Below are 24,920 nucleotides of genomic sequence, written 5' to 3' on the forward strand. Positions count from 1 at the left end.
CCGTACGCCCCATAAGCGGCCGGCGCGCGGCAACCCTAAAGCGCAAGGGGGACCCCGGGATCACGCCTTCCAGCTCACCTCTGTCAGGTCGTTGACCGGAATGGGCGCGTTCTCCCAAAGGCCCTGCAGGTCGGCGCTCCACACGCCGCTCTTGGGCAGCATGAAGAGGAACACGTTCACGGCGTCTTCGGCGATCTGCTCCTGCGCCTTCTTGTACAGCTCGATCCGCTTGGCCTGGTCCGTGGTGGCCGTGAGCTCGGCGTAGATCGCCTTGTAGGCTTGGCTCTTGTAATCAAAGTAGTAGTCGTCGCGGGCATAGATATCGAGGTCGAGCGGCTCGACATGCGAGATGATCGTCATGTCGAAGTTCTTGCCCTTGAACACATCCGACAGCCATTGGGCCCATTCCATGGGCACGAGTTCGACATCCAATCCTACGGCCTTGAGCTGGGCGGCGATAATCTGCCCACTGCGCCGAGCGTAGTCCGGCGGCGGCAGAACGAGGCGCAACTTTGTCCCCTCCGGGACGCCGGATTCCTTGAGAAGGCTCTTGGCCTTGGCCGGGTCGTATGGGTACTTGCCCGTTAGGTCGACATAGCCCGCGTCCTGCGGCGCGAAGTGGGAGCCGATGGGCTTGGCGATGCCGAACATGGCGCCGTCGATGACAGTCTTGCGGTCCACGGCATGGCAGAGCGCGCGCCGGACGCGGATGTCGTCGAATGGCTTGCGACCGTTGTTGAGGGCCATGATGGTCTTGCCCTCGGTATTTCCGATCACGACCTTGAACCGCGGATCCGCGCGGAACTGATCGAGGTTCTCCGGGGCCGGGTAGATGGGAAAGGCATCCACGTCGCCAGCCATCAGGGCCGCGAAGGAAGCGGAGGGATCGCTGATCACCTTGAACGCGGCCTTGTCCAGCTTGACTGGAGAGCCCCAGTATTTCTCGGCCCGGACCAGCTCGACGCTGGCTCCCTTGGTCCAGTTCGCAAACTTGAATGGTCCTGTGCCGACCGGCTTCGTTTTCGCGTCGGCCGCGGTCGCCGGGGCCAGCATCACGGCGGCTGGCCACCCCAGGCCGAAGAGGAAATTGCCGGCTGGCTGCTTCAGGGTCACTTTCAGGGTGGCGGGATCCACAGCCTCGGCCGCTTCGATGGGCGCGAACAGACTCTTCTGGGGATTCACGCTGTCCGGGGCGCGAGCCCGGTCCAGGTTGAACTTGGCCACGGACGCGTCGAAAGGCGCGCCGTCGTGGTACGTCACGCCGCTCCGCAGCTTGAAAGTGTAGGTCTTCCCATCGTCGGAGATGGTCCAGCTCTCGGCCAGGGCGGGCTTCACCGCGCCGTCCCGGTCGATGCGCGTCAGCCCCTCGAACACGTTCGCGTAGACGATCTCGCCGATGGCGGCGGCGGCGCCCGCCGTGGGATCCAGATGAGGCGGCTCGAGGCGGATGCCGATGTTGAGGTCCTTGCGCGCGGCCGCCAGAGCCCGTGAGGCCCCGCCCAAGGCGCCCGCCGCGGACAGCGAAGCGACGGAGCCGGCCAGGAACAGCCTGCGGTTAAGCGTCATCGAGATTCCCCCTCTTGTCGCGCAACCTGCTTTCGTCGCGCGGCATGCAATTCCGCGCGCATGCTATCCGCAACGCCTCCGTGGCGTCGAGGCCGCCGAAGGCGCCGCGGTGACGGGCCTCGCGCATGCGCAAGCGGCGTTGCTCGCGCCAAAGCCTCGACCTACGGTGGCGCCCGGCCGCGATCGAGCGGCGTCTGCCGGAGCGTTCCATGTCCCTTTCCTTGTTCGACCTCACAGGTCGCGTCGCCCTCATTACCGGCTCCAGCCAGGGAATCGGCTACGCGCTCGCCGGCGGACTGGGCCGGGCCGGCGCCCGGGTGATCCTCAACGGCCGGGACGCGTCGAAGCTGGCCCAGGCGGTCGACAGTCTCTCGGCCGAGGGGCTGAACGTCACAGGCAGCGTGTTCGACGTGACGGATCCCGACGCGATCGAGGCCGCGGTGGCCCGGATCGAACAGGAAGTCGGTCCTGTCGACATTCTCATCAACAATGCCGGCAAGCAGCACCGCGCGCCTGCCGAGGAGTTCCCCGACGAAGCCTGGCGCGACATTTTCCGCACAAACGTGGACAGCGCATTCTTCGCCGCGCGCTCGGTCGGCCGTCGCATGATTGAGCGGCGACGCGGCAAGATCATCAACATCGGCTCGGTGCAGAGCGAACTCGGGCGGCCGACCATCGTGCCCTACACGGCGACCAAGGGAGCGGTGAAGATGATGACCCGCGGGCTCGCGGCCGAATGGGCCAAGCACAACATCCAGGTGAACGCGATCGGGCCGGGCTACTTCGACACGCCGCTCAATGCCGCGCTGGTCAACAACCCGGAATTCAGCGCCTGGCTGTGCGGGCGCACGCCTGCGGGTCGCTGGGGCAAGCTGGAGGAATTGATCGGCGCCGCGATCTTCCTGTCGTCTAGCGCGTCCGACTTCGTCAACGGCCACATGCTGATGGTGGACGGCGGACTCACCGCATCCGTTTGAGTTTTTCAAAATCAGAGATCAGGGAGAGAAACCAATGCCGAAGGAGATCATGGACCCGCCCTATGAGGTGCTGGAGCCGCGCGGCAAGGGGCTGTTCAACAAGACCGCCAAGCTCGAGAGGCTCTATCAGGGGTGCCGGTGGGCGGAGGGGCCGGCCTATTTCCCGGCCGGGCGCTATCTCTTGTGGTCGGACATCCCGAACAACCGCATCATGCGATACGATGAGACGGACGGCAGCGTCTCCGTCTTCCGCGAGCCGTCCAACAACACCAACGGACATACGGTCGATCGCCAGGGGCGGCTCGTCTCCTGCGAGCACCTTGGCCGCCGCGTGTCACGGACCGAGCACGATGGCACGATCACGGTGCTGGCGGACCGCTGGCAGGGCAAGCGCCTGAATTCGCCCAACGATGTCGTAGTGAAGTCGGACGGGTCCATCTGGTTCACCGATCCGGCCTACGGCATCGACTGGGACTACGAGGGCGCTCGGGCAGAGAGCGAGATCGGCGCCTGCAATGTCTACCGCATTGACCCGCAAACCGGCGCCGTTGATCTCGTGGCGGACGACTTCAAGCGGCCGAACGGGCTGGCCTTCTCGCCCGACGAAAGCAAGCTCTATATCGCCGACACGGGCGCCAGCCACTTCGAGAACGGGCCGCGGCACATCCGGGTGTTCGACGTGGGGTCCGACGGCAAGACGCTCAAGGGTGGCGAGATCTTCGCGGAATGCACCGCCGGGCTGTTCGACGGTTTTCGCTGTGACGAAGATGGACGAATCTGGACGTCCGCGGCGGACGGGGTGCACGTCTATCACCCGGATGGGACGATGATCGCCAAGGTGCACGTGCCGGAGATCGTGGCCAACGTCTGCTTCGGGGCGCTCAGGCGCAACCGGCTCTACATCTGCGGGACGACCTCGCTGTACGCCTACTACGTGCTTGTGCGCGGGGCTAAGACGTTCTGATAAGAACGAGCCGGCATGGTCCGGCTCCTTCTCTGTCTTGTCGAGCGAAGCGACCCAGACGGAGGGGCCAACGCCCCTGGACTGGGTCGTCGCTTCGCTTGTTGGCGCAACTGACTGGCAACATCAATCCAGCATCGCCAATGCCTTGGTGAAGAAGTCCGGACCGCCGAAGTTCCCGGACTTCAGGGCCAGCGCGATATGCGCGCCATCGGCCGCGAGCGTCCACGGAACGCCCGGGTCGATTTCCGGGCCGATCTCCAGCATGGAGACGCCGAGCGCGCCGACCACGGCGCCCGAGGTCTCCCCGCCCGCCACCACCATGCGGGTGACACCGGCTGAGACGAGACCCTGGGCGACCTCCGCCAGCATACGCTCGACCAGCGCGCCGGCAGCGTCGCGGCCCAACTTGTCCTGTGCTGAACGGACCGACTCCGGTTCGGCGGTGGAATAAACGAGGATGGGACGCGCCCCGAGCCGCGGCGTGGCCCAGTTCAGCACATGGTCGGGCGTGAGGCGGCCCTCGGCGATGGCCAGCGGGTCGAGCGCGAAGCTCTCGACGCCGGCGTGAATGGCGTGAGCCACCTGGCCGCGGGTGGCGGCGGAGCAACTGCCCGCCAAGATCGCCGTCTTGCCGGCAGGCGCATGGAAGGGCCGCGGGGGGCCCTTCGGTTCGAGAAGGCCGGCGCGGCGGAAATTATCCGGAAGGCCAAGCGCGATACCGGACCCGCCTGTCAGCAACTTTTCGCCCGCGAAAGCCTCGCCAAGAATGCGCAGGTGGCCATCCGTGATGGCGTCAGCGACGCCGATGCAGGGCGCGTCGGCCGCGAGCGCTTCAAAGGCGCGTCGTGTGGCGGCCGCCCCCTGCTCCACCGTCGCAAACGGCACGAGCCCTACTTTCACCTGCGTCTGGCGCTGCAGAACGCGGACCAGATTGGAGTCCCGCATCGGGGTGAGCGGGTGGTCCTTCATGGGGCTGTCTGACAGAAGCTGCGCGCCGACGAAGAGGTGCCCCTGATACACGGAGCGGCCGTTCGCCGGGAAGGCCGGGCACGCCACGGTCCAGCGCACGCCAAGGCGCTCCATCAACGCTTCGGCCACAGGGCCGATGTTCCCCTCGTCCGTGGAATCGAAGGTCGAGCAGTACTTGAACAGGATCTGGCGCGCGCCGGCGCCAAGCAGCGCGTCGCAGGCGGCGAGCGACCATTCCACAGCCTCGGCTGCCGGGTTGGTGCGTGATTTCATGGAGACGACCACGGCGTCGGCCTCAGGCAGCGACTCAGACCCAGCGGGGACACCCACGGTCTGGACCACCCGCATGCCTTCCCGGGCGAGCATCAGGGCGACATCGGTGGCCCCGGTCAGGTCGTCAGCGATCACCCCGAGCAGCATGGCGTTCCTCACCTTTTCCTTGCGCCGAGGTCAGGCTCGGCGGCCGGGGGCCACCTTCTCCCGTTCGTGCTCGGAAGGGAAGATCATTCACCAGCGGGCGGAGAAACTGTCCCGGAGTTCCTGGATCTGTCGATCGTCCAAGGGCGGCAGGCGCGCGCTACGCGTGAGGAAGACGAGCTTCGCCGTCTCCTCCGCTTCTTCCAGCGCCGCGGAGGCGGCGAAGACGCTCTCGTGCCAAAAGGTCGGGCCGATGCGGGCCAGCACCACTCCACGGACATGGGGGACGTGGGGCGCCACGAGGCTGGTCACGTCCGGGTCTCCCGGCCGGCGATACGGGATGAGGGGCACGCGGCCGGCCTTCATGACGTGGTATGGCGTCAGCGGCGGCAGGATGTTGGCCGGGTCCACCCCAGGCGTGAGCGACAGGGCCACAAGGTGGGTGGAGTGGGTATGGACCACCGCCCGCAGCGCCGGATCCGCGCCATAGATCGCCCGATGCAGGCGGATCGTCTTGGAGGCGCGGTCGCCGGAGACCTGCTCGCCATTGGCGTCGAGCTTCGCCAAGCGGGCCGGGTCGAGGTCGCCCAGGCAGGCGTCGGTGGGGGTGATCAGGAACCCGTCAGGCAGCCGGGCAGATATATTGCCCGCAGCGCCAACCGTGTACCCCCGGGCGTACAGGCTTGCCCCCACCCGGCAGATTTCGTCTCTGAGGCGGCTTTCGTCGGACATCGTTTCACCAGGTCAGGAACGAAAGTTCGGGGGACATGGTGAACTTCCACTGGCGCACCGGGCCAGCCATAACGTTCAGATAGTAGAGATCAATCCCGTGCGGGGCTCCAACCGGGTGGTAGCCCCTAGGCACCAGCACGACGTCGCCGTCCGATACCGCCATTGTTTCATCGAGAGAGCGGTCGTCCGTGTAGACGCGCTGGAGTGCGAAGCCGCCGGGCTGGGCAAGCCGATGGTAATAGGTCTCTTCCAGGTACGTTTCGCGCGGGAAGTCATCCACGTCGTGCTTGTGCGGCGGGTAGCTCGACCAGTGACCGCCGGGCGTAATGACCTCCACCACGAGCAGGCTTTCGGCATAGGCCGACGTGTCCGGCAAAATGTTGCGCACGTGGCGCACGTTCGTGCCCTTGCCACGCGTCTCCAGGCCGACCTCGTCCGGCCCAATCACGCGCGCGTGCAGCCTGCCTTCCGCCGGCGCCTTGCAGACAGCGAGTTCACAGTCGGTCTCGGCCTGGGCGGCCCAGGAGGACTGCGCCGGAACGTAGAGCGACCAGGGCGCACCTTCGAAGGGGCTCATACGCTCGCCGATGACGCCGAAGTCCTTGCCACCTGCGCCGACATGGGCCTTGCCCGAGACCAGCACGAGGCACACCTCCTCGCCAGCCGTCGGCTGATCGACCTCCTGGCCTGCCTTGAGCCGATACACGTCGAAGCCAACATAGCGCCAGCCGGCGCTGGCGGGCGAAATGCGATGGACGGCGCCTTGCGCATCCGGAGCGCTGGGGTGGACAAGCAGGTTCGGCATCGGACGGGACTCCACAGGGCGGCCGAGCTTAGCTCAATCCGGCTTCTTTGAGCGCGGCCTTCAGGTGCGCCACGCCGCGCTTGGCGTAGTCGAGCGGGTTGGCCTTCTCCGGATCCTGCTCGGCCTCGACGACGACCCAGCCGGAATAGCCGGGCAGCGCCTTGAACACCGAGACGTAGTCGACCATGCCGTCGCCCGGGACAGTGTAGACGCCGAGTTCTGCTCCCTCGCCCAGCACGGCGTCGAGGAAACTCCAGTCCTGCACGCGCGCCTTCTCCATGATGGGCTTGCGAACGTCCTTGGCGTGCACGTGGCTGATGCGATCCTGGTACTTGCGGGCGAGTTCGGCCGGATCGGCGCCGCCCCAGGTCGCGTGGCCGGTGTCGAGAAGCAAGTGCGCCGCCGGGCCCGTGGCCGCCATAAAGGCGTCGATGTCGGCTGCGCTCTCCACGATCGTCCCCATGTGGTGGTGGTAGACGAGCCGCACGCCTTCAGCGAGCGTGCGTTCGGCCACCTGGGTCACTCGGCGGCCGAACTCCGCCCAGGAGCCAGGGGCCATGACGGGCCGCTTCGACAACGGCTTGGAGCGGTCGCCGTGAATAGCGTTGGACGTCTCGGCGAAGACGAGGACGTTAGACCCCATCGCTTTCAGGAGGTCGAGATGGGGGCGGAGATGGCGCATTTCCTCGTCCGCGTCGCGGCGGAGCAGTTCGGCCGAGTACCAGCCCGAGATGCAGGCCATTGCGAACGGCGCGAGCGCCGCCTTGAGGGCGTTGGGGTCGCGGGGGAACTTGTGGCCGAGTTCCATGCCCTGGAAGCCGGCTTCACGGGCCTCGGCGAGGCAGGTCTCGAGCGGGGTGGCGCCGCCGATCGCCTGGAGATCGTCGTTGGACCAGCCGATGGGGTTCGCGCCGATGCGGATGGGCATGGATATCTCCTGCAGACTGGGACAACAGGCCCTCCGGCCCGCTCATATGGATAGGACGGACTACGAACCAGCGGTCCGCGGGCCTGGCTACGACAGGCTTCCGCGCCGGTCGAGCGCTTCCTCGTAGCGCCGACGGGCGTCGCGGACCTGCTCACGGTCGGAGACCTCGGGCACCGCTACTTCCCACCACCAGCCACCCGCATCAGTCGAGGCGAGCGGGTCCGTGTCGATCACCACGGCGGTGACGCCTGGGCGGCCGCGGGCGCCGCGAAGCGCAGCCTCGAGGTCGGCTAGGCTCGCGACCTTCTCAGCGTGCGCGCCCAGCGAGCGGGCGTGGGCGGCGAAGTCGATGTCAGGCAGCGTCTCGTGGCGCGTGTGCTGCAGCAGGTTGTTGAAGCTCTCGCCGCCCGTCGCACGCTGGAGGCGGTTGATGCAGCCGAATCCGCGGTTATCGAGAATCACGACTGTCATGCTCACCCCCAGCATGGCCGCGGAGGCGATCTCCGAGTTCATCATGAGGTAGGAACCGTCGCCTACCAGAACGGTAACGCGCCGCTCCGGGCAGGCCAGGGCCACGCCGAGGCCACCGGCTATCTCGTACCCCATGCAGGAATAGCCGTATTCCAGGTGGTAGCCGCCCGGCTGGGCGGCGCGCCAGAGCTTGTGCAACTCGCCCGGCAAGCCTCCTGCGGCGCAAACCACCACATCACTCGGCTCGGCGGCGCGCTGAACGGCGCCGATCACCTGCGCGTCGCTTGGCAGATCGGCATTGCTCGGCTCGGTGTACAGCGCGGCGGTCGCCGCCCAGCGCGCCTTCTCGGCGCTGGCGCGCTCGCGCCAGACGGCTGGGGCCACGGCTCCAGCCCCCAAGGCCTTGTCGAGTTCCTCCAGGCCGGCTCGGGCGTCCGCCACCACCGAGAGCGCCCCGTGCTTGCTGGCGTCGAAGGCTTGCGCGTTGAGGCCGATGATGCGGCGATCCGGGTTTGAAAAAAGGCTCCAGGATCCCGTGGTGAAATCCTGGAGGCGCGTTCCGACGGCAAGGATCACGTCGGCTTCCTGGGCGAGCGCATTGGCCGCGCCCGTGCCGGTTACGCCGACCGCACCCATGTTGAGGGGATGCTCGTCAGGAAGGCTGCTCTTGCCGGCCTGTGTCTCGACCAGCGGATAACCGTGGGCCTCGCAGAATACCTTCAGCCGTTCCTCGGTCTCGCTGTAGAGCACGCCGCCGCCGGCAATGACGAGCGGCTTGCGGGCCCCTGCGAGGAGAGCGACTGCCGCCGCGAGTTCGCGGTCGTCCGGCCGGGCGCGACGAGGCCTCCAGATGCGCTCGGCGAAGAAGGCTTCCGGATAGTCGTAAGCCTCAGTCTGCGTGTCCTGGCACAGCGCGAGGGTGACGGGGCCGCACTCGGCCGGGTCGGTGAGCACCTGCATGGCGCGGGCGAAGGCCGGGATGAGTTGCTCGGGCCGACCGATGCGATCGAAGTAGCGCGAGACCGGGCGGAAGCAGTCGTTGGCCGAGACCGTGCCGTCGCCGAAGTCCTCGATTTGCTGGAGCACGGGGTCGGGTTGCCGCGTGGCGAAGACGTCGCCAGGGAGCAGCAGCACCGGCAGCCGGTTCACATGCGCCACGGCGGCGGCCGTCACCATGTTGGTCGCGCCCGGGCCGATGGAGGTCGTGCAGGCCATCATGCGCCGGCGCCGGGACGCCTTGGCGAAGGCGACTGCCGCATGCGCCATGGCCTGCTCATTGTGAGCGCGATATGTGGGCAGCGTTTCCCCGACTCCGTAAAGCGCCTCGCCCATGCCGGCGACATTGCCGTGTCCGAAGATGGCCCAGACTCCGCCAAACAGCGGGACCGTCCTGCCGCCGACCTCGGTTTTCTGGGCCGCCATGGCGCGCACGAGCGCCTGCGCCATGGTGAGGCGAATGGTCTTGCTCATAGGGCGTTTCCTCCCGCGCCCGCCGCGCGCTCCCAGGCGGCGACCAGGCGGCTGAAGTTGTCGGCCATTCGGGACACTGCGGTCGCATCGTCGATGCGCCCCGCGAGCCATTCGCGAGCTGGCTCGGCGAATATGGTGCGGCCCACCGCGAAGCCCTTCACGCGCGGGCAGGACGCGGCGAGCGAGAAGGCCTCGGCCAGCGCGGATTCCGGAGCTTCCAACCCCAGGAGCACCACGCCGCGGCAGAGCGGGTCGTTGTCGTCGATCACAGTGGCGATGGCGTCCCAGGCCGCGGCGCTGGGCTGCGGCTCCAGCTTCCACCAGTCGGGCTTGATGCCGAGATCGTAGAGCCGGCCCATCACCGCGGCCGTCGTGTCGTCGCCAAGCGCCCCGTTGCGGGATGCGATGATCTCGACCAGCAATTCGCGGCCAACGCTGCGGCAAGCGTCGAAGACGCGGCGCAGCTCGCGCTCCTGGTCACGCTTGAGCGCGTCTTGATCATCCGGGTGGTAGAAGCAGAGCACCTTGGCGGTATGGGTGACCGGCCACTCGGCCAGAGTCGCCCCGAGCGATGCGTGGCCCTCCACCTCGAGGCGAAGCGGTCGCGAGCCTGGCCGTTCGAGGGGGCGGGCCACCCAGAAGTCATGGTCGACGACGCGGAACAGGGCTTCCCGCCCATAGGCGCCGTCCAGCAGCATGCCGAAGCCGGGCCGGCCTCCGGCTACCTGGGCAGCAGCCTTCACGGCGAGACCCTTGAACGCCTCCAGGCGGGACCGGGCCGCGCCCACCGCGTCCGCGATCTCCTCCAACTGCGCGCGGTGGTCGATGGCGAAGGCCATGAGGCGGTCCGGCCGGGGCCGCCGGGTGGTGGCCCAGTGGACCTGGTTCAGCGCCTCGTCCCTGCGCAGCGCACGGTGCGGCGAGCCGTGCTGGAGGAAATGCTGCAGTTCTGGCCATGTCGGGTATTCCGACGAGCACATCAGGCGAGAGACGGCGAAGGCGCCGCAGGCGTTGGCCCACGCGCAGGTGGTCTCGAGCGGCTGGTCCGTCAACCAGCCGCGCAGGAACCCGGCGATGAACCCGTCGCCAGCGCCGAGCACGTTGTAGACCTCGACCGGGAAGCCCGGGCCCTTGATCCCCTGCTCGATGTCTCCGGGGATGTCTCCAGGGAACACGACGCAGCCCATCGGGCCGCGTTTGCAGACGATAACAGCGGCCGACAATCTCCGGATGGCGCGGATCGCGTCCAGGGTGTCCGTCGTGCCGCCGGCGATGTGCAGTTCCTCCTCGGTCCCGACGATCAGGTCGCAGCCAGGCAGGATTTGCTGCAGATGCGCCGTCACCTGGTCGGAACGGATGTAGCGTTCCTCGCCGGCGCCATGTCCGGCCAGGCCCCATAGGTTGGGGCGGTAGTCGATGTCGAAGGCCACCTTGCGGCCGTGCGCACGGGCCAGCCGCATCGCCTTGCGCTGGGCGGCGTCCGTGTTGGGCTTGGCGAAGTGCGTGCCCGTGACCACGATCGCCTTGGCCGACGCGATGTAGGCTTCGTCGATGTCGCTCTCGTCCAGCGCGCTATCCGCGCAGTCGGTGCGATAGAAGATCAGCGGGAAGCTCTTGTCGTCCCGGACTCCCAGCAGCACCAGGGCGGTGAGGCGCTCGGGATCGGTGTGGACGCCCCGGACGTCGACGCCCTCTCGCTCCAACTGCTCGCGCAGGAAGCGCCCCATGTGCTCGTCGCCGACGCGCGTGATGAGGCCGGGCTTGAGGCCCAGTCGCGCGGCTCCGATGGCCATGTTGGTTGGGCTGCCCCCGACCGCCTTGACGAAATTCCCCATGTCCTCCAAGCGGCCGCCGACCTGCTGCCCGTAGAGGTCCACAGACGAACGACCGATGGTGATGACGTCGAGCGTGGGTTCAGTCATCCCCCTGCCCTCACGCCGGGCGCTTCGGTTGAGGGGCGCTTTCCCAGCAGCCCAGGACCGACTGGTCGAGGTCGATATTGGCCCCGGTCATCAGGCCGGATTCATCTGAAGCCAGGAACACCGTGGCGCGGGCCACCTCATCGGGATCCACGAGGCGACCGAAGGGCTGCTCGGCCGACGCTTTCTCCAGCCAGCCGTCCTGGGCGCCGTGATATTTGCGCATGATGGCGTCCTCGCCGGGCGTGGACATCCAGCCGATGTTCAATCCGTTCACCCGGATGCGCCAGGGCATGAGCGAAAATGCGGCGTTCTTGGTGAGAGTGGCAAGAGCGCCCTTGGAAACAGAGTAGGCGCTGATGAAGGGCTGGCCCCCGTGGGCCGACATGGACTGGATGTTGACGATGGAGCCCGCGACGCCCTGCCGCCGCATCAGCGTGGCGGCGGCCTGGATCAGGAAAAACGGCGCCTTCACGTTCACGTCCATGATCCGGTCGTAGAGCGTGGGGGACGTATCGAAGATCGTGCCACGGTCCGTGTCGCCGGCCGCGTTCACGAGGATGTCCAGTCGGCCGAACGCCTCCTCCGCGGCAGGAATGATGCGCGCGACCTGCTCCTGATCCGCCAGGTCGGCCTGGACGAAAACGGCCTTGCAGCCCTCCCCGGCCAGCGAATCCGCCACACGGCGGCCCCGGTCGGCATTGCGGCCCGTGATCACCACTCCGGCTGCGCCAGCCGCCGCAACATGACGTGCGATCGATTCACCCAGGCCTTGCGTCCCTCCCGTGACCACGACGACCTTGCCCGCAAGGCGGGTGGAACGGGGGGCTTCGGGCATCGCTTCCTCCTCCTGTCCGGCATCCGGACGGCGCAGCCCTGGGCGGCTGCTTTGGCGCGATGAAACGGAAATTCGAATAGCGCGTCAATTCGGAATATGTATTCTGGCGCGCGCTTCACGGCTGCGGCAGGCGCAGCCCACAACGTGTTTCAGCGGAGGATACAACCATGCTGCGCGTAGGTTTGCTCGGCGCCGGTCGCATCGGCCGCATCCACGGCGGCAACGTGGCATCGCACGCCAAGGCGCAACTGGTCTCCGTCGCTGACGCTTCGCTCGAGGCGAGCCAGGTGGTCGCGGCGGCGACCAACGCCACGGTGGGAACGATCGACGGCATCCTCGCCGACGAGAACATCGACGCCGTGTTGATCTGCACGCCCACCGACATGCACGCGGACCTGATCGAGCGCGCCGCCCAGGCAGGCAAGGCCGTATTCTGCGAGAAGCCCGTCGACCTCGCCGCTGACCGCATCCGCGCATGCCTGCAGGTCGTGGAGCAGGCCGGGACGCCCCTGATGATCGGCTTCAACCGGCGGTTCGATCCGAACTTCGCGGCCCTAAAGCGACGGCTCGACGAAGGCGAGGTCGGCGCCATCGAGATCGTGACGGTGATCTCGCGCGACCCCGCGCCGCCCCCGGTGGACTACGTCAAGCGGTCCGGCGGACTGTTCCGGGACATGATGATCCACGACCTCGACATGGCGGCGTTTCTCCTCGGAGAGGCGCCGGTGGAGGTCTACGCGGTCGGGTCCGCGCTGGTGGACAGGGCGATTGGCGAGGCCGGGGACGTCGACACGGCGGCCGTCATCCTGAAAACCGCGTCAGGAAAGATCGCCCAGATCTCGAATTCCCGCCGGGCGGCCTATGGTTACGACCAACGCATCGAGGTGCACGGCTCCAAGGGCATGATCCGCGCCGGCAACGTGCACGAGACCACGGTGGAGGCTGCGACAGCCGCGGGATTCCGTGCAGACCCGGTGCAAAACTTCTTCCTGGAACGCTATGCGGCCGCTTACCGCCTCGAGCTGGACGCCTTCGTGACGGCGGTCACGGAGGGGCAAGCGCCCAATCCGTCCGGCGAGGACGGGCTGCGGGCGCAGCTGCTGGCCGACGCGGCGACAGAATCGGCGCAGACTGGACGCCCGGTCCGGCTCGGGTAATTTCCCGGCGCCGGATCTCGTCCGATGCTTGAGATCACCCCGCGACCTTCTCCTCCAGCCTGAAGCGCACGATCCGCAGCACCTGGGCGAGCGCCGTGAGGCGCTCCTCCAGCAGCGCGCCGTGCAAACGGGCTTCGAAGCTCGCCAGGATCTGGTGCTTGTCGGCCCCCTTTACGGCCAAAATAAAGGGGATGCCGAAACGGGCCTTGTAGGCCTCGTTCAGCGCGGTGAAACGGGCGAATTCCGCCTGGGTGAGCGAACCGAGGCCGGCGCCGGCCTGCTCCGCCGTGCTCTCAGACGTGAGTTCTCCCGCAACCGCGGCGCGGCCGGCGAGATCGGGGTGCGCACGCAAGAGGGCGGTCTGCTCGGCTTCGCTTGCGGCCACGATGACGCGCTGGAAGGCGTTCACCATCGAAGGCCGGTCCGCGAACGGGCGCTGCGCGTCGGCTCGCTCGGCCACCCAGGGCGCGTCCTCGGCGATTCCCGCGAAGGCGCGCAGGAAGTCGTCATGCGAGAGTTCGTTGACCTGGGTGAGCGGCAGCCCCGTCATCGCGTCCTCACTGCTGCGCAATCCAGGTCCCCAAGCGGGCGCGCTCCTCGTCGGTCATATGCGTTTCGTTGCCGAGCGGCATGGCGCGGCCCTGCACCGCCTGGGCGTTCACCTGGGCCGCGTGACGGCGGATGTTCTCCACCGTGTCCAGCATCACGCCCTTGGGCGGCTCCCCTCCCTTGAACGCCTCATGGCTGGGTTTGGGCGCGTGGCACATCACGCAGTGCGTCTGCGTGATCTTCAGGACATCCGCGTCCGACACGGCCGCTCCGTGGGCCGCTCCGCGCGGCGCGGTCCAGATGATCGCGGCGATGAGGGCGACCGCCGCTGCCGGAAGCGCCCAGGCGACCGACTTCGGATCCGCGCCTGCGTCCACCCGGTTCAGGAAGTGGCGGACCATGCCGCCAGCCAGCACGATAAAGGCCACCACCAACCAGGACTGCGGGTGCGCATAGAGAAACGCGTAGTGGTTCGACACCATAAACAGGAGGACGGGCAGCGTCAGGTAGTTGTTGTGCAACGAGCGCTGCTTGCCGATCTTGCCATAGCGAGGATCGGGCGCGCGGCCGGCGAGCAGGTCGGCCGTGATGATCTTCTGGTTGGGGATGATCACCCGAAAAACGTTTGCCGCCATGATGGTCCCGACCATCGCGCCGACGTGGATGAAGGCCCCGCGGCCCGAGAATACGTGCGTGAACAGGATGGCCGCGCCGACGATCATGGCGAAGACGCAGAGCGCCAGCAGTCCGGTCTTGTCGCCGATGGGCGAACGGCACAGGGCGTCGTAGACGAACCAACCGGCCGCCAGGCTGAGCACGGAGATGATGACCGCCTCCGGGCCCGTCATGGCCAGCACCGCCGGGTCGACAAGAAACGCGCTCGCGTTCCAGTAGTACTGGACAATCAGCAAGCCGAAACCGGAAAGGAATGTAAGGTAGGCCTCCCATTTGAACCAATGCAGGTCCGGCGGCAGGTTTGCGGGCGCGACCAGGTATTTCTCGACGTGGTAGAAGCCGCCGCCGTGGACCATCCACGACGTGCCATAAACGCCCTCGTTCATCCGCTCGCGTGCCCGCAGGCTGAAGTCGAGCCAGATGAAATGGAAGCTCGCGCCGATCCAGGCGATGCCCACCACGAGGTGGAACCACCTCAGACCCAGGTTGATCCAGTCGGCCGCGAACGCGCCCATGTGGCCCTGCCTTCCGCTTCCAGCCGTCAGTATTCGATCTTGTCCGGCTTCGCCATCCAGGCCGCAAAGGCCGCCGCCGCCTCGGGCGTAGGCACGTGATCCATCGGAATGGCGCGCTCGCCGGGCGGCTTCGGCATCTCGTCATAGATGAAAGCGTCGTCGAAGCCGATCGCAGCCGCCTCGTCCCGGGTATTGGCGTAGACGATGCGCGAGATGCGCGCCCAGTAGGCCGAGGCGAGGCACATGGGACAGGGCTCGCAACTCGTATAGAGCGTGGCGCCCGCGAGACTGAAATCGCCAAGGGCTCCGCACGCCTTGCGGATGGCCGTCACTTCAGCGTGGGCGGTGGGGTCGTTGGAGGACGTCACCTCGTTCCAGCCCTCGCCGAGCACTCGGCCTTCGCGCACGATGACGGCCCCGAACGGCCCACCCAGGTTGGCCTCCATGCGCTCGCGCGACAGCGCGACGGCTCGGGCCAGGTGAAGAAGGTCGTCTTGGGTGGTCATCGGGCGTCCTGGGGCGGGAAATGTTCAATCGGCCTTGGCCAGCCACTCGTCGAAGGCGGCGCTGGCCTCGGCCATGGGTGCATGGATGCAGGGGATGGCGCGCTCTTCCGGATTTTCCTTCAGGTACTCGGCGTAGATCGCCTCGGTCTGCGCGCCGATCCGGGACGCCTCCTGGCGGGTGGTGGCGTAGTAGCAGCGGGACACGCCGGCCAGAAACATGGCGCCCAGGCACATGGGGCACGGCTCTCCAGAGGCGTAGAGCACGGAGCCGCTGAGATCGCCATGGCCAAGAACCTTGCAGGCGCGGCGGATGGCCATCAGTTCGGCGTGAGCGGTGGGATCCTTGGAGGCGAAGACGGAATTCCAGCCCTCGGCGAGGGGCTTGCCGTTCAGCACCAGAACCGCCCCGAATGGACGGCCTTCCCCGGAGCGCATGTGCTCGAAGGCGATATCCACGGCGCGCTTGAGAAAGCCACGATCCTTGGAGTCGAAGCTCATCAACGGTCCCCCGATACTCGGCGCGGGCCCGCAGGCTCCGCGCTCGTCGTTGAGCGGGCGGCCTGCCCCGCCTCCCGCCATTGCAAAAGCTGCGCCGCGGCGGAGGCGGCGATGACCGCCGGCTCCTTGCCGCTCACCCCGGGGATCCCGATCGGGCAATGGAGGCGAGCGAGCGCGAACTCCGAAACGCCAGCCTGGCGCAGGCGAGCGAGGAAGCGTGCGCGCTTGGTGGCGGAGCCGATCAGGCCCACTGGCCCCAGGTCGAATCGGCCCAGAGCCGCGGCGGTCACGGCAAGATCCAGCGGGTGGGAATGAGTCATGACCATGACGGAGGCGCCCGCCGGGGCGGCGCCGATTGCCTGAACCGGGTCGGTGAGCACGGACGCGGTCGCGTTGGCGGGAACGAGGGCGGGGAAGGCATCCGGGCGCGGGTCGAACCATTGCAGCCGAAACGGCAGGGGCGCGAGCGCCAGCGCGAGGGCGCGCCCGACATGGCCAGCGCCGAACAGGACAACGGGCGATCGATCGTCGCCGAAACGCTCCCGAACGGCCTCTTCCAAGCCTGGGCGGGATGATGCGGAGGAGACGGCGAGCGTCCTGGCCAGCCGCCCGTCGGCCTGGCGGATGGCCAAGATCTCGTGCCTCCCACGGCGCTCGAGGTCGGCCCAGGTCTCGATTTCCCGACGGTCCCGGGCGTCGAACGTCTCGATCCAGGTTGTGACCCGCCCCCCGCAGCATTGGCCGAGGTCCGGGCCGAGCGGCCAATCCTGCACCCGAGCCGGGCCCCTGCCCGCCTCCAGGGCGTCACGCGCCTCCGCGAGCAGACGCCATTCGAGCTGACCGCCGCCGACGGTGCCCCAAAAGCCTCCGTCGGGACGGATGATCATGCGGGCGCCGGGCTCGCGCGGCGCCGATCCTTGCACCGAGACGACGCTCACCAAGGCGCCGGCGCCCTGGGCGTCTATGGTCTCCAGCAATCGGCTCCATACGGGGGTCATGCGCGATCCTGCCGCGGCTCAGCGGGGTCTTTCAAGCGGCTGCGGAAACGATTCAACCAGCCGCCACAATCCCTTGAATGGCTTTCAGGATCGCTTCCGGCGTGGCCGGCGCGTCGAGCGGGACCGGGCGACCGGGCGCGATGGACTGCACGGCGTCAGCGATGGCGCAGAATACGGCGTTGGCCAGCATCAAGGGCGGCTCGCCGACGGCCTTTGAGCGGTAGACGGTCTCTTCGCGGTTCTCACCGTCGAACAGCGTGACTCGGAAGTCGGCCGGCACGTCGGAAGCCACCGGGATCTTGTAGGTCGAGGGCGCGTGGGTCCGCAGCCGTCCGTCCTTGTCGTAGACCAGTTCTTCCGTGGTGAGCCACCCCATCCCCTGGACGAAGCCGCCCTCGATCTGCCCGATGTCGATGGCCGGGTTCAGCGAGCGGCCGACGTCATGAAGAATGTCGACGCGCAGCACGCGGTTCTCGCCCGTGAGGGTGTCGATCACCACCTCGGCGCAGGCTGCGCCATAGGCGAAATAGAAGAAGGGTCGTCCCACGCCCTTCTGACGATCCCAGTGAAGCTTGGGCGTCTTGTAGTGGCCGGCCGCCGAGAGGTGGATCCGGGCGGCATGGGCGCGGCGGGCGAGTTCAGCGAAGGGGAGGCTCTCGTTGCCAGCGAAGGCGTGGTCGTCTCGGAAAACCACCTCTTTCGCCGGCACGCCGAAGTGTTCGCCGGCCAGGATGGCGAGCCGGTCGCGAATCTGGCGAGCGGCCATGCGCGCGGCCATGCCGTTGAGGTCCGAGCCGGACGAGGCCGCCGTGGGCGAAGTGTTGGGGACCTTGTCGGTCGTCGTCGCGGTGACGCGCACCCGGTCCATGCCGACGCCGAACTCCTCGGCGACGACCTGGGCGACCTTCTGGTAGAGCCCCTGCCCCATTTCCGTGCCGCCGTGGTTCAGCTGAACGGACCCGTCGGAGTAGACGTGCACCAGCGCGCCGGCCTGGTTCAGCTGGGTCAGCGTGAACGAGATCCCGAACTTCACCGGTGTGAGCGCGATTCCCTTGCGCAGGATGGGCGAAGAAGCATTGAAGCCCGCAATGGCCTCTCGCCGCTCCCTGTAGTTCGAACTGCGTTCAAGCTGCTCCAGGATGGCCGCGCCGACGTCATGGTCCTCCACCGTCATCCCGTAGGGTGTGGTGTCCCGCTCGGGGCCATAGTGGTTGACCTTGCGCACATCGAGCGGATCGCGCCCGAGGCGACAGGCGATCTCGTCGATGATGCGTTCCATCGCCAGCATGCCTTGCGGGCCGCCGAAGCCGCGGAAGGCGGTGTTGGAGACGGTGTTGGTCTTGAGCCGCCGGCTGCTGATGATGAGTTCGGGCAGGAAGTAGGACGCGTCGGCGTGGAACATGGTGCGGTCGACCACGCCCTGGCTGAGATCCGCCGAACATCCACACCGCGCCAGGAAGGCCATCTCGACGCCCTGGATGCGGCCCTCGTCGTCGAACCCGACGGCGTAGTCCACCCGGAAGTCGTGGCGCTTGCCGGTCATCGCCATGTCGTCGTCGCGGTCGAGCCGGATCTTGCAGGGCCGGCCGGTCACGCGGGCGGCGAGGGCCGCCATGGCCGCCCATTGAGAGGCTTGGCTCTCCTTGCCGCCGAAGCCTCCGCCCATGCGGCGCACCTCCGCGGTGACCATGGCGTCCGGAAGCCCCAGTATGCGGGCGCAGACATGCTGCACCTCCGTCGGGTGCTGGGTCGAGGTATGGACGTGCATCGCGCCGTCCTCGCCCGGGATGGCGAGCGCCACCTGTCCTTCCAGGTAGAAATGCTCCTGGCCGCCGATGCGGAACTGACCCGCGATCTGGTTCGGGGCCGCGTCTATGGCCGCCGAAGCGTCGCCGCGAATGAAGGCGTAGTCAGGCAGCACCGTGTCGCCGCGCTTCTCGGCGTCCTCCACGGTGACAGCCGGCTTCTCCTGCACGACCGTGATGGCGCCGAGCCGGGCGGCCCTGCGGGCCGCGTCGCGGGTCTCGGCGGCAACCGCGAAGACCGGCTGGCCGTGGAACATGACATGGCCATGGGCGAACAGGGGCTCGTCCCCGAAGGCAGGCGAGATGTCATTTTTGCCGGGCACGTCGGCCGCGGTCAGGACCGCCACGACGCCAGGAACCGCCCGGACCTTCTCGAGATCGACCGCGATCAGGCGTCCGCGCGCCATGGGCGAGCCGCCAACGGCGAGGTGCAACGTCCCGGCGGGCTCGGGAAGGTCGTCGATGTAGGGGGCGGCGCCCTGGACGTGCTTAGCCGCGGAATCGTGCGGAAGCGGCTGGCTTACGTGTCGCAATTGCACGCCGCCGGGGGCAGGATGGTCATTCGGCCGCATGCGCCGCCTCCCGATGGCCGATGATCCGGGTCGCGTCCGAGGGCGCGCCGGCGATCTCTGCGAGCGCCTTGACGATCAGGTTCTTGCCAACTTGCAGCCGATAGGCGGCCGAGGCGCGGTGGTCGTCCAAGGGAGTGAAGTCCTGCCCGAGGGCTTCGCCTGCGGCGGCCCAGGCCGTGCCTTCCTGGATGCGGGATTCCAGCAGCGCCTTCTCCACCGCGAGCGCCCGCTTGGGTATCGCGGCCATCCCCCCGAAGGCTACGCGGGCCGTAACGATGCGACCGTCCTTGATGGTCAGTCGCATGGCCATCATGACGGCCGAGATGTCCTCGTCGAAGCGCTTCGTCACCTTGAAGATGCGGATGTGGTCGTTGGGCCCGGGCTTGGGGATGAGAACGCTGCGCAGGAACTCGCCGCGGCGACGATCCTGCTTGCGGTAGCCGAGGAAGAAGTTCTCGATGGGCAGCGTGCGCCGGTCATTGCCCTGGCGCAGTTCGAGGATGGCGCCCAGGGTGATCAGCGCCGGCGCGAGGTCGCCGATGGGAGATCCGTTCGCGATGTTTCCTCCCACGGTGCCCGACGCGCGCACCTGGGCGGAGCCGAACCGACGCATGAGCTCGCCAAGGTCGGGATCGATTCCGGCGAGAGGTCCCATGGCGCGGGCGTGGGTCGACATGGCGCCCAGCGCCAGCACCTCGGGGCTGTCGTGGATTTCCTCCAGTCCCTTGACGCGTCCAAGCGAGATGAACTTCCGCAAGGGCGCCAGGCCCTTGGTGACCCACAGGCCGACATCGGTGGCGCCGGCGAGCAGCGTGGCTTCAGGATGGTCCGAGAGCAGCTTCGCGAGAGTCTCCTCGTTGGCGGGCGCGGCGAAGAACGCGTGGCCCTCGCCAACGAAGACGTCCTCCCCATCGTCAAGGCGCCGGAGCGCGGCCAGTGTGGCCTCGTTGCGGGATTCAAAGGCGTCGGCCGGGGGCTCTGCGCACACGTCAAGCGCGGCGTCGATGATGGGCCGATACCCGGTGCAGCGGCACAAGTTGCCGGCGAGAGCGTCGCACACCGTCTCACGGGTGACCGGCCTGCCCCCCTCCTGGTACAAGGCGAACAGGCTCATCACGATGCCCGGCGTGCAGAAGCCGCACTGCGAGCCGTGGCGCGCCACAAGGGCGGCCTGGACGGGGTGCAACGCGCCCGCCTGCGCCAGATCCTCCACCGTAATCAGTTCGGCGCCGTCCATCTGCCCGAGCAGCATGATGCAGGCGTTAACCGGCTCGTAGACGAGGCGGCCCTCCCGCTCTCGCCCGAGCACCACCGTGCAGGCCCCGCAGTCGCCTTCCGCGCATCCCTCCTTGGTTCCCGTCGCGCGCTGGTCGATCCTAAGCCAGTCGAGCAGCGTGGTCCGCGGCGCGAAATCCGCTACCTCGACCACTCGGCCACGTCGAAGGAAGCGGATGCCCTTTCGCGCCATGCTCAGCTGCCTCGATAGGTGGAGTAACCGTAGGGGGAAACGAGCAGAGGCACGTGGTAGTGCGCGTTTTCGGCTGCGCCGAAGCGGATGGGCACCACGTCGAGGAACGGGGGATCAGGCAGGCTCACCCCCTGCGAGCGGTAATAGTCACCGACATGGAACGCGAGTTCGTAGGGGCCCGGCTCCGCCCGGTCGGCGGACAGGAGCGCCTGGTCGAGGCGCCCGTCGTGGTTCGTGGCCGCGTCAGCGAGAACAGCCCCGTCCCTCAGGCGCCTGAGAACCACGCGAATGCCGCAGGCAGGACGCCCGGCAGCGGTGTCGAGGACGTGGGTCGTCAGCTTCATGAGCTCATGATGGAGCAAACGCCATGATTTACGAAAGCCCCGACGGGGATGTTTTCCAAGGCGAACTCGATTGCGAGATGGCGGCCCCGGCCTTCGCGCCCGAGACATCGTGCGAGTTCGGGACTGCCGCTCCCGGATCGCAACTTCCGCAACAAGCTATCTTGATATTAATCATTTTACGGCTTTATCGACCGGGATAAATGCACGCTTGCCGTCCTCTCGTTATCCGGTTGACGCGACCCTATATCGACCGCACATGCCGCCCCACCGACGCCCCGCCTGAAAATCGCCGGCCTGGTTAGCCTGTGACGAAGATCGTCGTGAGCGCACAGCGCCGCTGGGGCCCGAATCGCAATGCAGCCATCGTTCCTTCGCGAAGGCTTGCTCAAATCAACAAGTCCTCTGCAGCAGGACTGAACCGACCCTTGGGATGCCTCTTGGCGATGTCCGACTCTCCGAAAAGCACCATTCCGACGCGCGCCAGTGGCGCACCGCTTTACGCGCAGGTGCGCAACACGCTCGTGGGCAGGCTCGTGAAGGGCGTTTGGGCTCCGGGGGACGCGCTTCCCAGCGAGTTCGAGTTGGCCGCCGAACTCGGCGTCAGCCAGGGCACGGTTCGCAAGGCGCTGGACTCGCTGGCCGCGGACAACCTCGTGGTGAGACGGCAAGGGAGCGGCACGTTCGTGGCGGAGCACGACGAATCGCGGATCCTGTTCCAGTTCTTCCGGCTGGCGCCGGACACGGGGGAGCCCACCTTTCCTGAGAGCCGGCTGGTCTCCCTTCGCACGGGCCCCGCTCAGCCCGAGGAGGCCCGTGTGTTCAGCGTGACTGAGGGCGTCGACGTGTTCCGGATCCACAGGGTGCGTTCGCTTAGCGGGCGAGGCGTGATCGCCGAGCGCATCATCCTGCTCGCTTCCATGTTCCCGGGCCTGGACGGCGCGAAGTCACCCAACAACCTCTATGGGCTCTATGCCCATCGATATGGGGTCACGGTGGCGCGGGCCCACGAGCGCCTCAAAGCCATCGGCTTGCCTGAAGAAGAGGCGCTGCTCCTTGACAGCGATCCTGGTACTCCCGCGCTGCTCATCGACCGGGTCGCCTATGGGCTGGACGGGTCCGTGGTGGAATGGCGCGTGGCGCATTGCCTGACGGACGAATTCCACTACGCCACGGACCTGAAATAGCCCGTCACGGCGCCGTCGCCAGCATCGCCTCCACCTCGGGGCGGGAGGGCGCGCCTTCGCGCCCACCGAAGCGGGTGCACTTGAGGGCTGCTGCGGCCGCTGCGAAGCGCACGGCGCGACGCTCGGGCATCCCCTCCGCCAGCGCCAAGGCCAGCGCGCCATGGAAGACGTCGCCAGCGCCCAGGGTGTCGACGGCCCTGACCGGAATGGCCGGCTCATGGACGATCGCGCCGTTCTCGCTGAAGTATACGCCCCGGGGGCCGTCTGTGACGGCGAGCCAGTTCGACGCGCTACGCGCGAGCTCGGCGAGGCCGGTCTGCAGATCGTGGCGGCCCGTCATCTCGCGAAGTGCCTGGGCGGCGAACGCGACGTGGGTCGCCGCGTTCAGAAGCCGTTTTGCCTTCGGCGCGCGGTCCGCGTCCAGGACTCCGTGACCGCCAGAGGCGCGCGCCGCCGCGAATGCGGCCAGGGCGCCCTCCTCCCAGCGCGTGTCGGCCATCACGGCCTGCATCCCGATGGGCAGTTTGGATGGGATCACGTCCAAGGCGGCGGGCATGCGAGGATCGGAGTAGCTCAGCACCAGGCGCTCGCCTGCGGCGTCCACGATGACGGCCGATAGAGGAGAGCGCAGGCCAGCGCCGCGGAAGGCCAGGGAACAGTCCACGCCGTCCCGCTCCAGGGCGGCGATAATGGCGTCGCCCGTCGGGTCATCTCCCAGCCGCGTGGCCAGCACCGATCGGCCGCCGAGCCGGGCGACGGCGACGGCCGCATTCGCCGCGATGCCGCCGCCCACCGTCGCCAGGTCATGCGCGCGATGTTTCTCTGCGGTCCGCGGCATCGCGTCGACCGCGAAGACGTGGTCCAGCGTGGCGATGCCCACGCATAGAACGCCCCGCCGCGGGGCCCCTGTTCGCTCCTGCACGGTGAGCCGGGCCTAGCCGATGCGATATTCCGACACCTGGCGATACACCTGTCCGGGGCGCAGCGTCGGGTTCGGGAAATGCTGGTGGTTGGGGCTGCCCGGCCATACCTGGCTTTCCAGGCAGAGCCCCGCGTTCGCTCCATAGCGCTGGTCGCCCAGGCCAGTCACCGGCAGGCTGATCTTCCAGCCGTCATAGACCTGGACGCCGGGCTCGGTTGTGTGGAGTTCGAGCGTAAGTCCGGAACGCGGCGAACGAAGCGTCGCGGCCTTCCGCAGGGCCGAGGCGGCGTCCGGCCGATGTGACGTCAGCACAAAATTGTGGTCGAGCTTGAACGGCGCGCCGTCCGGTCCAGACTGGCGCAGAGCGCGGGCGCGCCGGAAGTCGAAGGGGGTACCGGCTACGGCGAGCACCTCGCCCGTCGCGATCTGCTCCTCGTCCACCGGCGTGTAGAAATCGGCCGCGAGTTGCAGTTCGTGATCGAGCACCGACGGCGCGCCGTCGAGCGTCCAGTAGGTGTGCTGGGCGAGATTGATGATGGTGGGCGCGTCAGTCGTAGCGCTGAGTTCCACGCGCAGGGTCGCAGGCTCCAGCAGGATGTACCGGCATGTCACCGTGACTTGGCCCGGATACCCGCCATCGCCGTCCGGCGAGACCAGCGTCAGCGTCACGGAGTTGTCGTCACGGGCGGCGAGGCGCCATGGGCGTTTGCCGAAGCCGGCCGAACCGCCATGGAGGGCGTGGCGGCCGTTCTGGTTGCGCTCGAGCTGATAGGTCTTTCCATCGAGGGTGAAGCGGCCCTCGGCGATCCGGTTGGCGTAGCGGCCGGCGATCGCGCCCATGTGGGGCGAATGCTTCACGTAGGCGTCAAGATCCTCGAAGCCGAGCACCACCCGCTGACGGCCACCCCCAGGCAGCGGGACGTGGAAGTCGCGCACCACGGCGCCCCAGGTGATCACTTGCGCCTCCGCGCCCGCCTTGGACCGGATGGTGATTTCCTGGATCGGCTCCTCGCCCAACCGGCCGAACTCCCTGACGCTCATGCACCCTCCGCTCATGAATTATTGTCCGTGGTCGTTCGCCCGTGATTGCGAGGAGCGCAGCGACCAACCCATCCAGAGCCCTGCCTTGCGGCGCCCTGGATTGCTTCGCTGCGCTCGCAATGACGGCTTCGGGAAACCGCTACCACGTCCCCGTATTCGGCATGGAGGACCAAGGCTCGGCCGGGAGCTTGGGTTCGCCCTTCTGGAGGATTTCGATCGAGATGCCGTCCGGGGAGCGAATGAACGCCATGTAGCCGTCGCGGGGCGGCCTGTTGATGGTGACGCCAGCCTTCATGAGCCGGTCGCAGGTCTCGTAGATGTCGTCCACGCGATAGGCGAGATGGCCGAAATTGCGGCCGCCCGCATAGTCCTTCTCGTCCCAATTGTAGGTGAGCTCCAGGAGGGGCGCCTTGGTTTCCTTGGCCCGTTCGACATCGTCCCGCGCCGCCAGGAACACGAGGGTGTAGCGGCCCTTCTCGTTCTCCATCCGGCGAACTTCCACTAGGCCGAACTTGTTGCAGTAGAAGTCCAGCGCCTTGTCCAGGTCGCCGACGCGCACCATCGTGTGCAGGTATTCCATGGGTTCCTCCTGGCTCGATTCCCCGGGATCATGGGGCCTCGTCTTGGGCC

General features: G+C 67.6%; 23 protein-coding genes. 4 read left to right on the top strand and 19 right to left on the bottom strand.

Annotated features, from left to right (window positions below; translation table 11 throughout):
- Positions 1–60 precede the first annotated feature (60 nt).
- Positions 61–1,566, bottom strand: a complete 1,506-nt coding sequence (locus SLNSH_RS13355) for an ABC transporter substrate-binding protein (protein ID WP_106337503.1) — start codon at positions 1,564–1,566, stop codon at positions 61–63.
- A 209-nt stretch (positions 1,567–1,775) separates the two neighbouring features.
- Between SLNSH_RS13355 and SLNSH_RS13365 the strand changes: the two genes are divergently transcribed.
- Positions 1,776–2,543, top strand: coding sequence for an SDR family NAD(P)-dependent oxidoreductase (locus SLNSH_RS13365; RefSeq protein ID WP_106337505.1), 768 nt, complete (start codon positions 1,776–1,778; stop codon positions 2,541–2,543).
- A gap of 34 nt (positions 2,544–2,577) precedes the next feature.
- Positions 2,578–3,507 carry an SMP-30/gluconolactonase/LRE family protein gene (locus SLNSH_RS13370; RefSeq protein WP_425352997.1) on the top strand — a complete coding sequence of 310 codons (930 nt, stop codon included), beginning with the start codon at positions 2,578–2,580 and terminating at the stop codon, positions 3,505–3,507.
- Positions 3,508–3,630: 123 nt separating this feature from the next.
- Here the strand turns inward: SLNSH_RS13370 and otnK are convergent, their stop codons facing one another.
- The 7 genes from otnK to SLNSH_RS13405 form a co-directional block, all read right to left on the bottom strand.
- Positions 3,631–4,896, bottom strand: coding sequence for a 3-oxo-tetronate kinase (gene otnK, locus SLNSH_RS13375; RefSeq protein WP_106337506.1), 1,266 nt, complete (start codon positions 4,894–4,896; stop codon positions 3,631–3,633).
- A gap of 87 nt (positions 4,897–4,983) precedes the next feature.
- Positions 4,984–5,625 carry a 3-oxo-tetronate 4-phosphate decarboxylase gene (gene otnC, locus SLNSH_RS13380; protein ID WP_106337507.1) on the bottom strand — a complete coding sequence of 214 codons (642 nt, stop codon included), beginning with the start codon at positions 5,623–5,625 and terminating at the stop codon, positions 4,984–4,986.
- 4 nt (positions 5,626–5,629) lie between these two features.
- On the bottom strand, positions 5,630–6,430 hold the full coding sequence (gene iolB, locus SLNSH_RS13385) for a 5-deoxy-glucuronate isomerase (protein ID WP_106337508.1): 801 nt from the start codon (positions 6,428–6,430) through the stop codon (positions 5,630–5,632).
- Positions 6,431–6,458: 28 nt separating this feature from the next.
- Positions 6,459–7,358, bottom strand: a complete 900-nt coding sequence (gene iolE, locus SLNSH_RS13390) for a myo-inosose-2 dehydratase (protein WP_106337509.1) — start codon at positions 7,356–7,358, stop codon at positions 6,459–6,461.
- Between the two features lie 87 nt (positions 7,359–7,445).
- Positions 7,446–9,299 (bottom strand): 3D-(3,5/4)-trihydroxycyclohexane-1,2-dione acylhydrolase (decyclizing), encoded by a 1,854-nt coding sequence (iolD, locus tag SLNSH_RS13395; RefSeq protein ID WP_106337510.1) that lies wholly within the window; start codon positions 9,297–9,299, stop codon positions 7,446–7,448.
- Entirely contained in the window at positions 9,296–11,221 is a 1,926-nt protein-coding gene (locus SLNSH_RS13400; protein WP_106337511.1) for a bifunctional 5-dehydro-2-deoxygluconokinase/5-dehydro-2-deoxyphosphogluconate aldolase, read from the bottom strand. The genes iolD and SLNSH_RS13400 overlap by 4 nt, the downstream gene beginning before the upstream one ends.
- Before the next feature lie 10 nt (positions 11,222–11,231).
- On the bottom strand, positions 11,232–12,056 hold the full coding sequence (locus tag SLNSH_RS13405) for an SDR family oxidoreductase (RefSeq protein ID WP_106337512.1): 825 nt from the start codon (positions 12,054–12,056) through the stop codon (positions 11,232–11,234).
- Between the two features lie 167 nt (positions 12,057–12,223).
- Here SLNSH_RS13405 and iolG point away from each other — a divergent pair, with 167 nt between their 5' ends.
- A complete protein-coding gene (gene iolG, locus SLNSH_RS13410) occupies positions 12,224–13,213 on the top strand; it encodes an inositol 2-dehydrogenase (RefSeq protein WP_106337513.1) in 990 nt (329 codons plus the stop codon).
- Between the two features lie 34 nt (positions 13,214–13,247).
- Here iolG and uraD read toward each other — a convergent pair whose 3' ends face one another.
- The 8 genes from uraD to uraH are packed head-to-tail and all read right to left on the bottom strand — an operon-like array spanning position 13,248 to position 21,143.
- Entirely contained in the window at positions 13,248–13,763 is a 516-nt protein-coding gene (gene uraD / locus SLNSH_RS13415; RefSeq protein ID WP_106337514.1) for a 2-oxo-4-hydroxy-4-carboxy-5-ureidoimidazoline decarboxylase, read from the bottom strand.
- Between the two features lie 7 nt (positions 13,764–13,770).
- Positions 13,771–14,952 (bottom strand): urate hydroxylase PuuD, encoded by a 1,182-nt coding sequence (locus tag SLNSH_RS13420; protein WP_106337515.1) that lies wholly within the window; start codon positions 14,950–14,952, stop codon positions 13,771–13,773.
- Between the two features lie 26 nt (positions 14,953–14,978).
- Entirely contained in the window at positions 14,979–15,458 is a 480-nt protein-coding gene (locus tag SLNSH_RS13425) for a nucleoside deaminase (protein ID WP_106337516.1), read from the bottom strand.
- A gap of 24 nt (positions 15,459–15,482) precedes the next feature.
- Complete coding sequence (locus SLNSH_RS13430) at positions 15,483–15,956, bottom strand: nucleoside deaminase (RefSeq protein ID WP_106337517.1); 474 nt, start codon at positions 15,954–15,956, stop codon at positions 15,483–15,485.
- Positions 15,956–16,954, bottom strand: coding sequence for a xanthine dehydrogenase accessory protein XdhC (gene xdhC, locus SLNSH_RS13435; protein WP_106337518.1), 999 nt, complete (start codon positions 16,952–16,954; stop codon positions 15,956–15,958). The genes SLNSH_RS13430 and xdhC overlap by 1 nt, the downstream gene beginning before the upstream one ends.
- 52 nt (positions 16,955–17,006) lie before the next feature.
- A complete protein-coding gene (xdhB, locus tag SLNSH_RS13440; protein ID WP_106337519.1) occupies positions 17,007–19,331 on the bottom strand; it encodes a xanthine dehydrogenase molybdopterin binding subunit in 2,325 nt (774 codons plus the stop codon).
- Positions 19,318–20,799 (bottom strand): xanthine dehydrogenase small subunit, encoded by a 1,482-nt coding sequence (xdhA, locus tag SLNSH_RS13445; RefSeq protein ID WP_106337520.1) that lies wholly within the window; start codon positions 20,797–20,799, stop codon positions 19,318–19,320. The genes xdhB and xdhA overlap by 14 nt, the downstream gene beginning before the upstream one ends.
- A gap of 2 nt (positions 20,800–20,801) precedes the next feature.
- Positions 20,802–21,143: a hydroxyisourate hydrolase gene (gene uraH / locus SLNSH_RS13450; RefSeq protein ID WP_106337589.1), complete on the bottom strand. Its 342-nt coding sequence runs from the start codon at positions 21,141–21,143 to the stop codon at positions 20,802–20,804.
- Between the two features lie 443 nt (positions 21,144–21,586).
- On the opposite strand from uraH, the gene SLNSH_RS13455 reads away from it, so the two are divergent.
- Positions 21,587–22,327 (top strand): GntR family transcriptional regulator, encoded by a 741-nt coding sequence (locus tag SLNSH_RS13455; protein ID WP_106337521.1) that lies wholly within the window; start codon positions 21,587–21,589, stop codon positions 22,325–22,327.
- A 4-nt stretch (positions 22,328–22,331) separates the two neighbouring features.
- Here SLNSH_RS13455 and SLNSH_RS13460 read toward each other — a convergent pair whose 3' ends face one another.
- From SLNSH_RS13460 to gloA, 3 genes are all read right to left on the bottom strand, one after another.
- Positions 22,332–23,207: a PfkB family carbohydrate kinase gene (locus SLNSH_RS13460; RefSeq protein WP_245422338.1), complete on the bottom strand. Its 876-nt coding sequence runs from the start codon at positions 23,205–23,207 to the stop codon at positions 22,332–22,334.
- 54 nt (positions 23,208–23,261) lie between these two features.
- On the bottom strand, positions 23,262–24,290 hold the full coding sequence (locus tag SLNSH_RS13465; RefSeq protein WP_106337523.1) for an aldose epimerase family protein: 1,029 nt from the start codon (positions 24,288–24,290) through the stop codon (positions 23,262–23,264).
- A 139-nt stretch (positions 24,291–24,429) separates the two neighbouring features.
- Entirely contained in the window at positions 24,430–24,870 is a 441-nt protein-coding gene (gene gloA / locus SLNSH_RS13470; RefSeq protein ID WP_106337524.1) for a lactoylglutathione lyase, read from the bottom strand.
- Positions 24,871–24,920: the final 50 nt, after the last annotated feature.

It is taken from the genome of Alsobacter soli (assembly GCF_003004785.1).
Lineage (GTDB): Bacteria > Pseudomonadota > Alphaproteobacteria > Rhizobiales > Beijerinckiaceae > Alsobacter > Alsobacter soli.

Excerpts from the sequence above, each read along its gene's own strand:
- SLNSH_RS13355 (WP_106337503.1), bottom strand. The coding sequence starts at position 1,566 with ATGACGCTTAACCGCAGGCTGTTCCTGGCCGGCTCCGTCGCTTCGCTG.
- SLNSH_RS13365 (WP_106337505.1), top strand. The coding sequence starts at position 1,776 with ATGTCCCTTTCCTTGTTCGACCTCACAGGTCGCGTCGCCCTCATTACC.
- SLNSH_RS13370 (WP_425352997.1), top strand. The coding sequence starts at position 2,578 with ATGCCGAAGGAGATCATGGACCCGCCCTATGAGGTGCTGGAGCCGCGC.
- otnK (WP_106337506.1), bottom strand. The coding sequence starts at position 4,896 with ATGCTGCTCGGGGTGATCGCTGACGACCTGACCGGGGCCACCGATGTC.
- otnC (WP_106337507.1), bottom strand. The coding sequence starts at position 5,625 with ATGTCCGACGAAAGCCGCCTCAGAGACGAAATCTGCCGGGTGGGGGCA.
- iolB (WP_106337508.1), bottom strand. The coding sequence starts at position 6,430 with ATGCCGAACCTGCTTGTCCACCCCAGCGCTCCGGATGCGCAAGGCGCC.
- iolE (WP_106337509.1), bottom strand. The coding sequence starts at position 7,358 with ATGCCCATCCGCATCGGCGCGAACCCCATCGGCTGGTCCAACGACGAT.
- iolD (WP_106337510.1), bottom strand. The coding sequence starts at position 9,299 with ATGAGCAAGACCATTCGCCTCACCATGGCGCAGGCGCTCGTGCGCGCC.
- SLNSH_RS13400 (WP_106337511.1), bottom strand. The coding sequence starts at position 11,221 with ATGACTGAACCCACGCTCGACGTCATCACCATCGGTCGTTCGTCTGTG.
- SLNSH_RS13405 (WP_106337512.1), bottom strand. The coding sequence starts at position 12,056 with ATGCCCGAAGCCCCCCGTTCCACCCGCCTTGCGGGCAAGGTCGTCGTG.
- iolG (WP_106337513.1), top strand. The coding sequence starts at position 12,224 with ATGCTGCGCGTAGGTTTGCTCGGCGCCGGTCGCATCGGCCGCATCCAC.
- uraD (WP_106337514.1), bottom strand. The coding sequence starts at position 13,763 with ATGACGGGGCTGCCGCTCACCCAGGTCAACGAACTCTCGCATGACGAC.
- SLNSH_RS13420 (WP_106337515.1), bottom strand. The coding sequence starts at position 14,952 with ATGGGCGCGTTCGCGGCCGACTGGATCAACCTGGGTCTGAGGTGGTTC.
- SLNSH_RS13425 (WP_106337516.1), bottom strand. The coding sequence starts at position 15,458 with ATGACCACCCAAGACGACCTTCTTCACCTGGCCCGAGCCGTCGCGCTG.
- SLNSH_RS13430 (WP_106337517.1), bottom strand. The coding sequence starts at position 15,956 with ATGAGCTTCGACTCCAAGGATCGTGGCTTTCTCAAGCGCGCCGTGGAT.
- xdhC (WP_106337518.1), bottom strand. The coding sequence starts at position 16,954 with ATGACCCCCGTATGGAGCCGATTGCTGGAGACCATAGACGCCCAGGGC.
- xdhB (WP_106337519.1), bottom strand. The coding sequence starts at position 19,331 with ATGCGGCCGAATGACCATCCTGCCCCCGGCGGCGTGCAATTGCGACAC.
- xdhA (WP_106337520.1), bottom strand. The coding sequence starts at position 20,799 with ATGGCGCGAAAGGGCATCCGCTTCCTTCGACGTGGCCGAGTGGTCGAG.
- uraH (WP_106337589.1), bottom strand. The coding sequence starts at position 21,143 with ATGAAGCTGACGACCCACGTCCTCGACACCGCTGCCGGGCGTCCTGCC.
- SLNSH_RS13455 (WP_106337521.1), top strand. The coding sequence starts at position 21,587 with ATGTCCGACTCTCCGAAAAGCACCATTCCGACGCGCGCCAGTGGCGCA.
- SLNSH_RS13465 (WP_106337523.1), bottom strand. The coding sequence starts at position 24,290 with ATGAGCGTCAGGGAGTTCGGCCGGTTGGGCGAGGAGCCGATCCAGGAA.
- gloA (WP_106337524.1), bottom strand. The coding sequence starts at position 24,870 with ATGGAATACCTGCACACGATGGTGCGCGTCGGCGACCTGGACAAGGCG.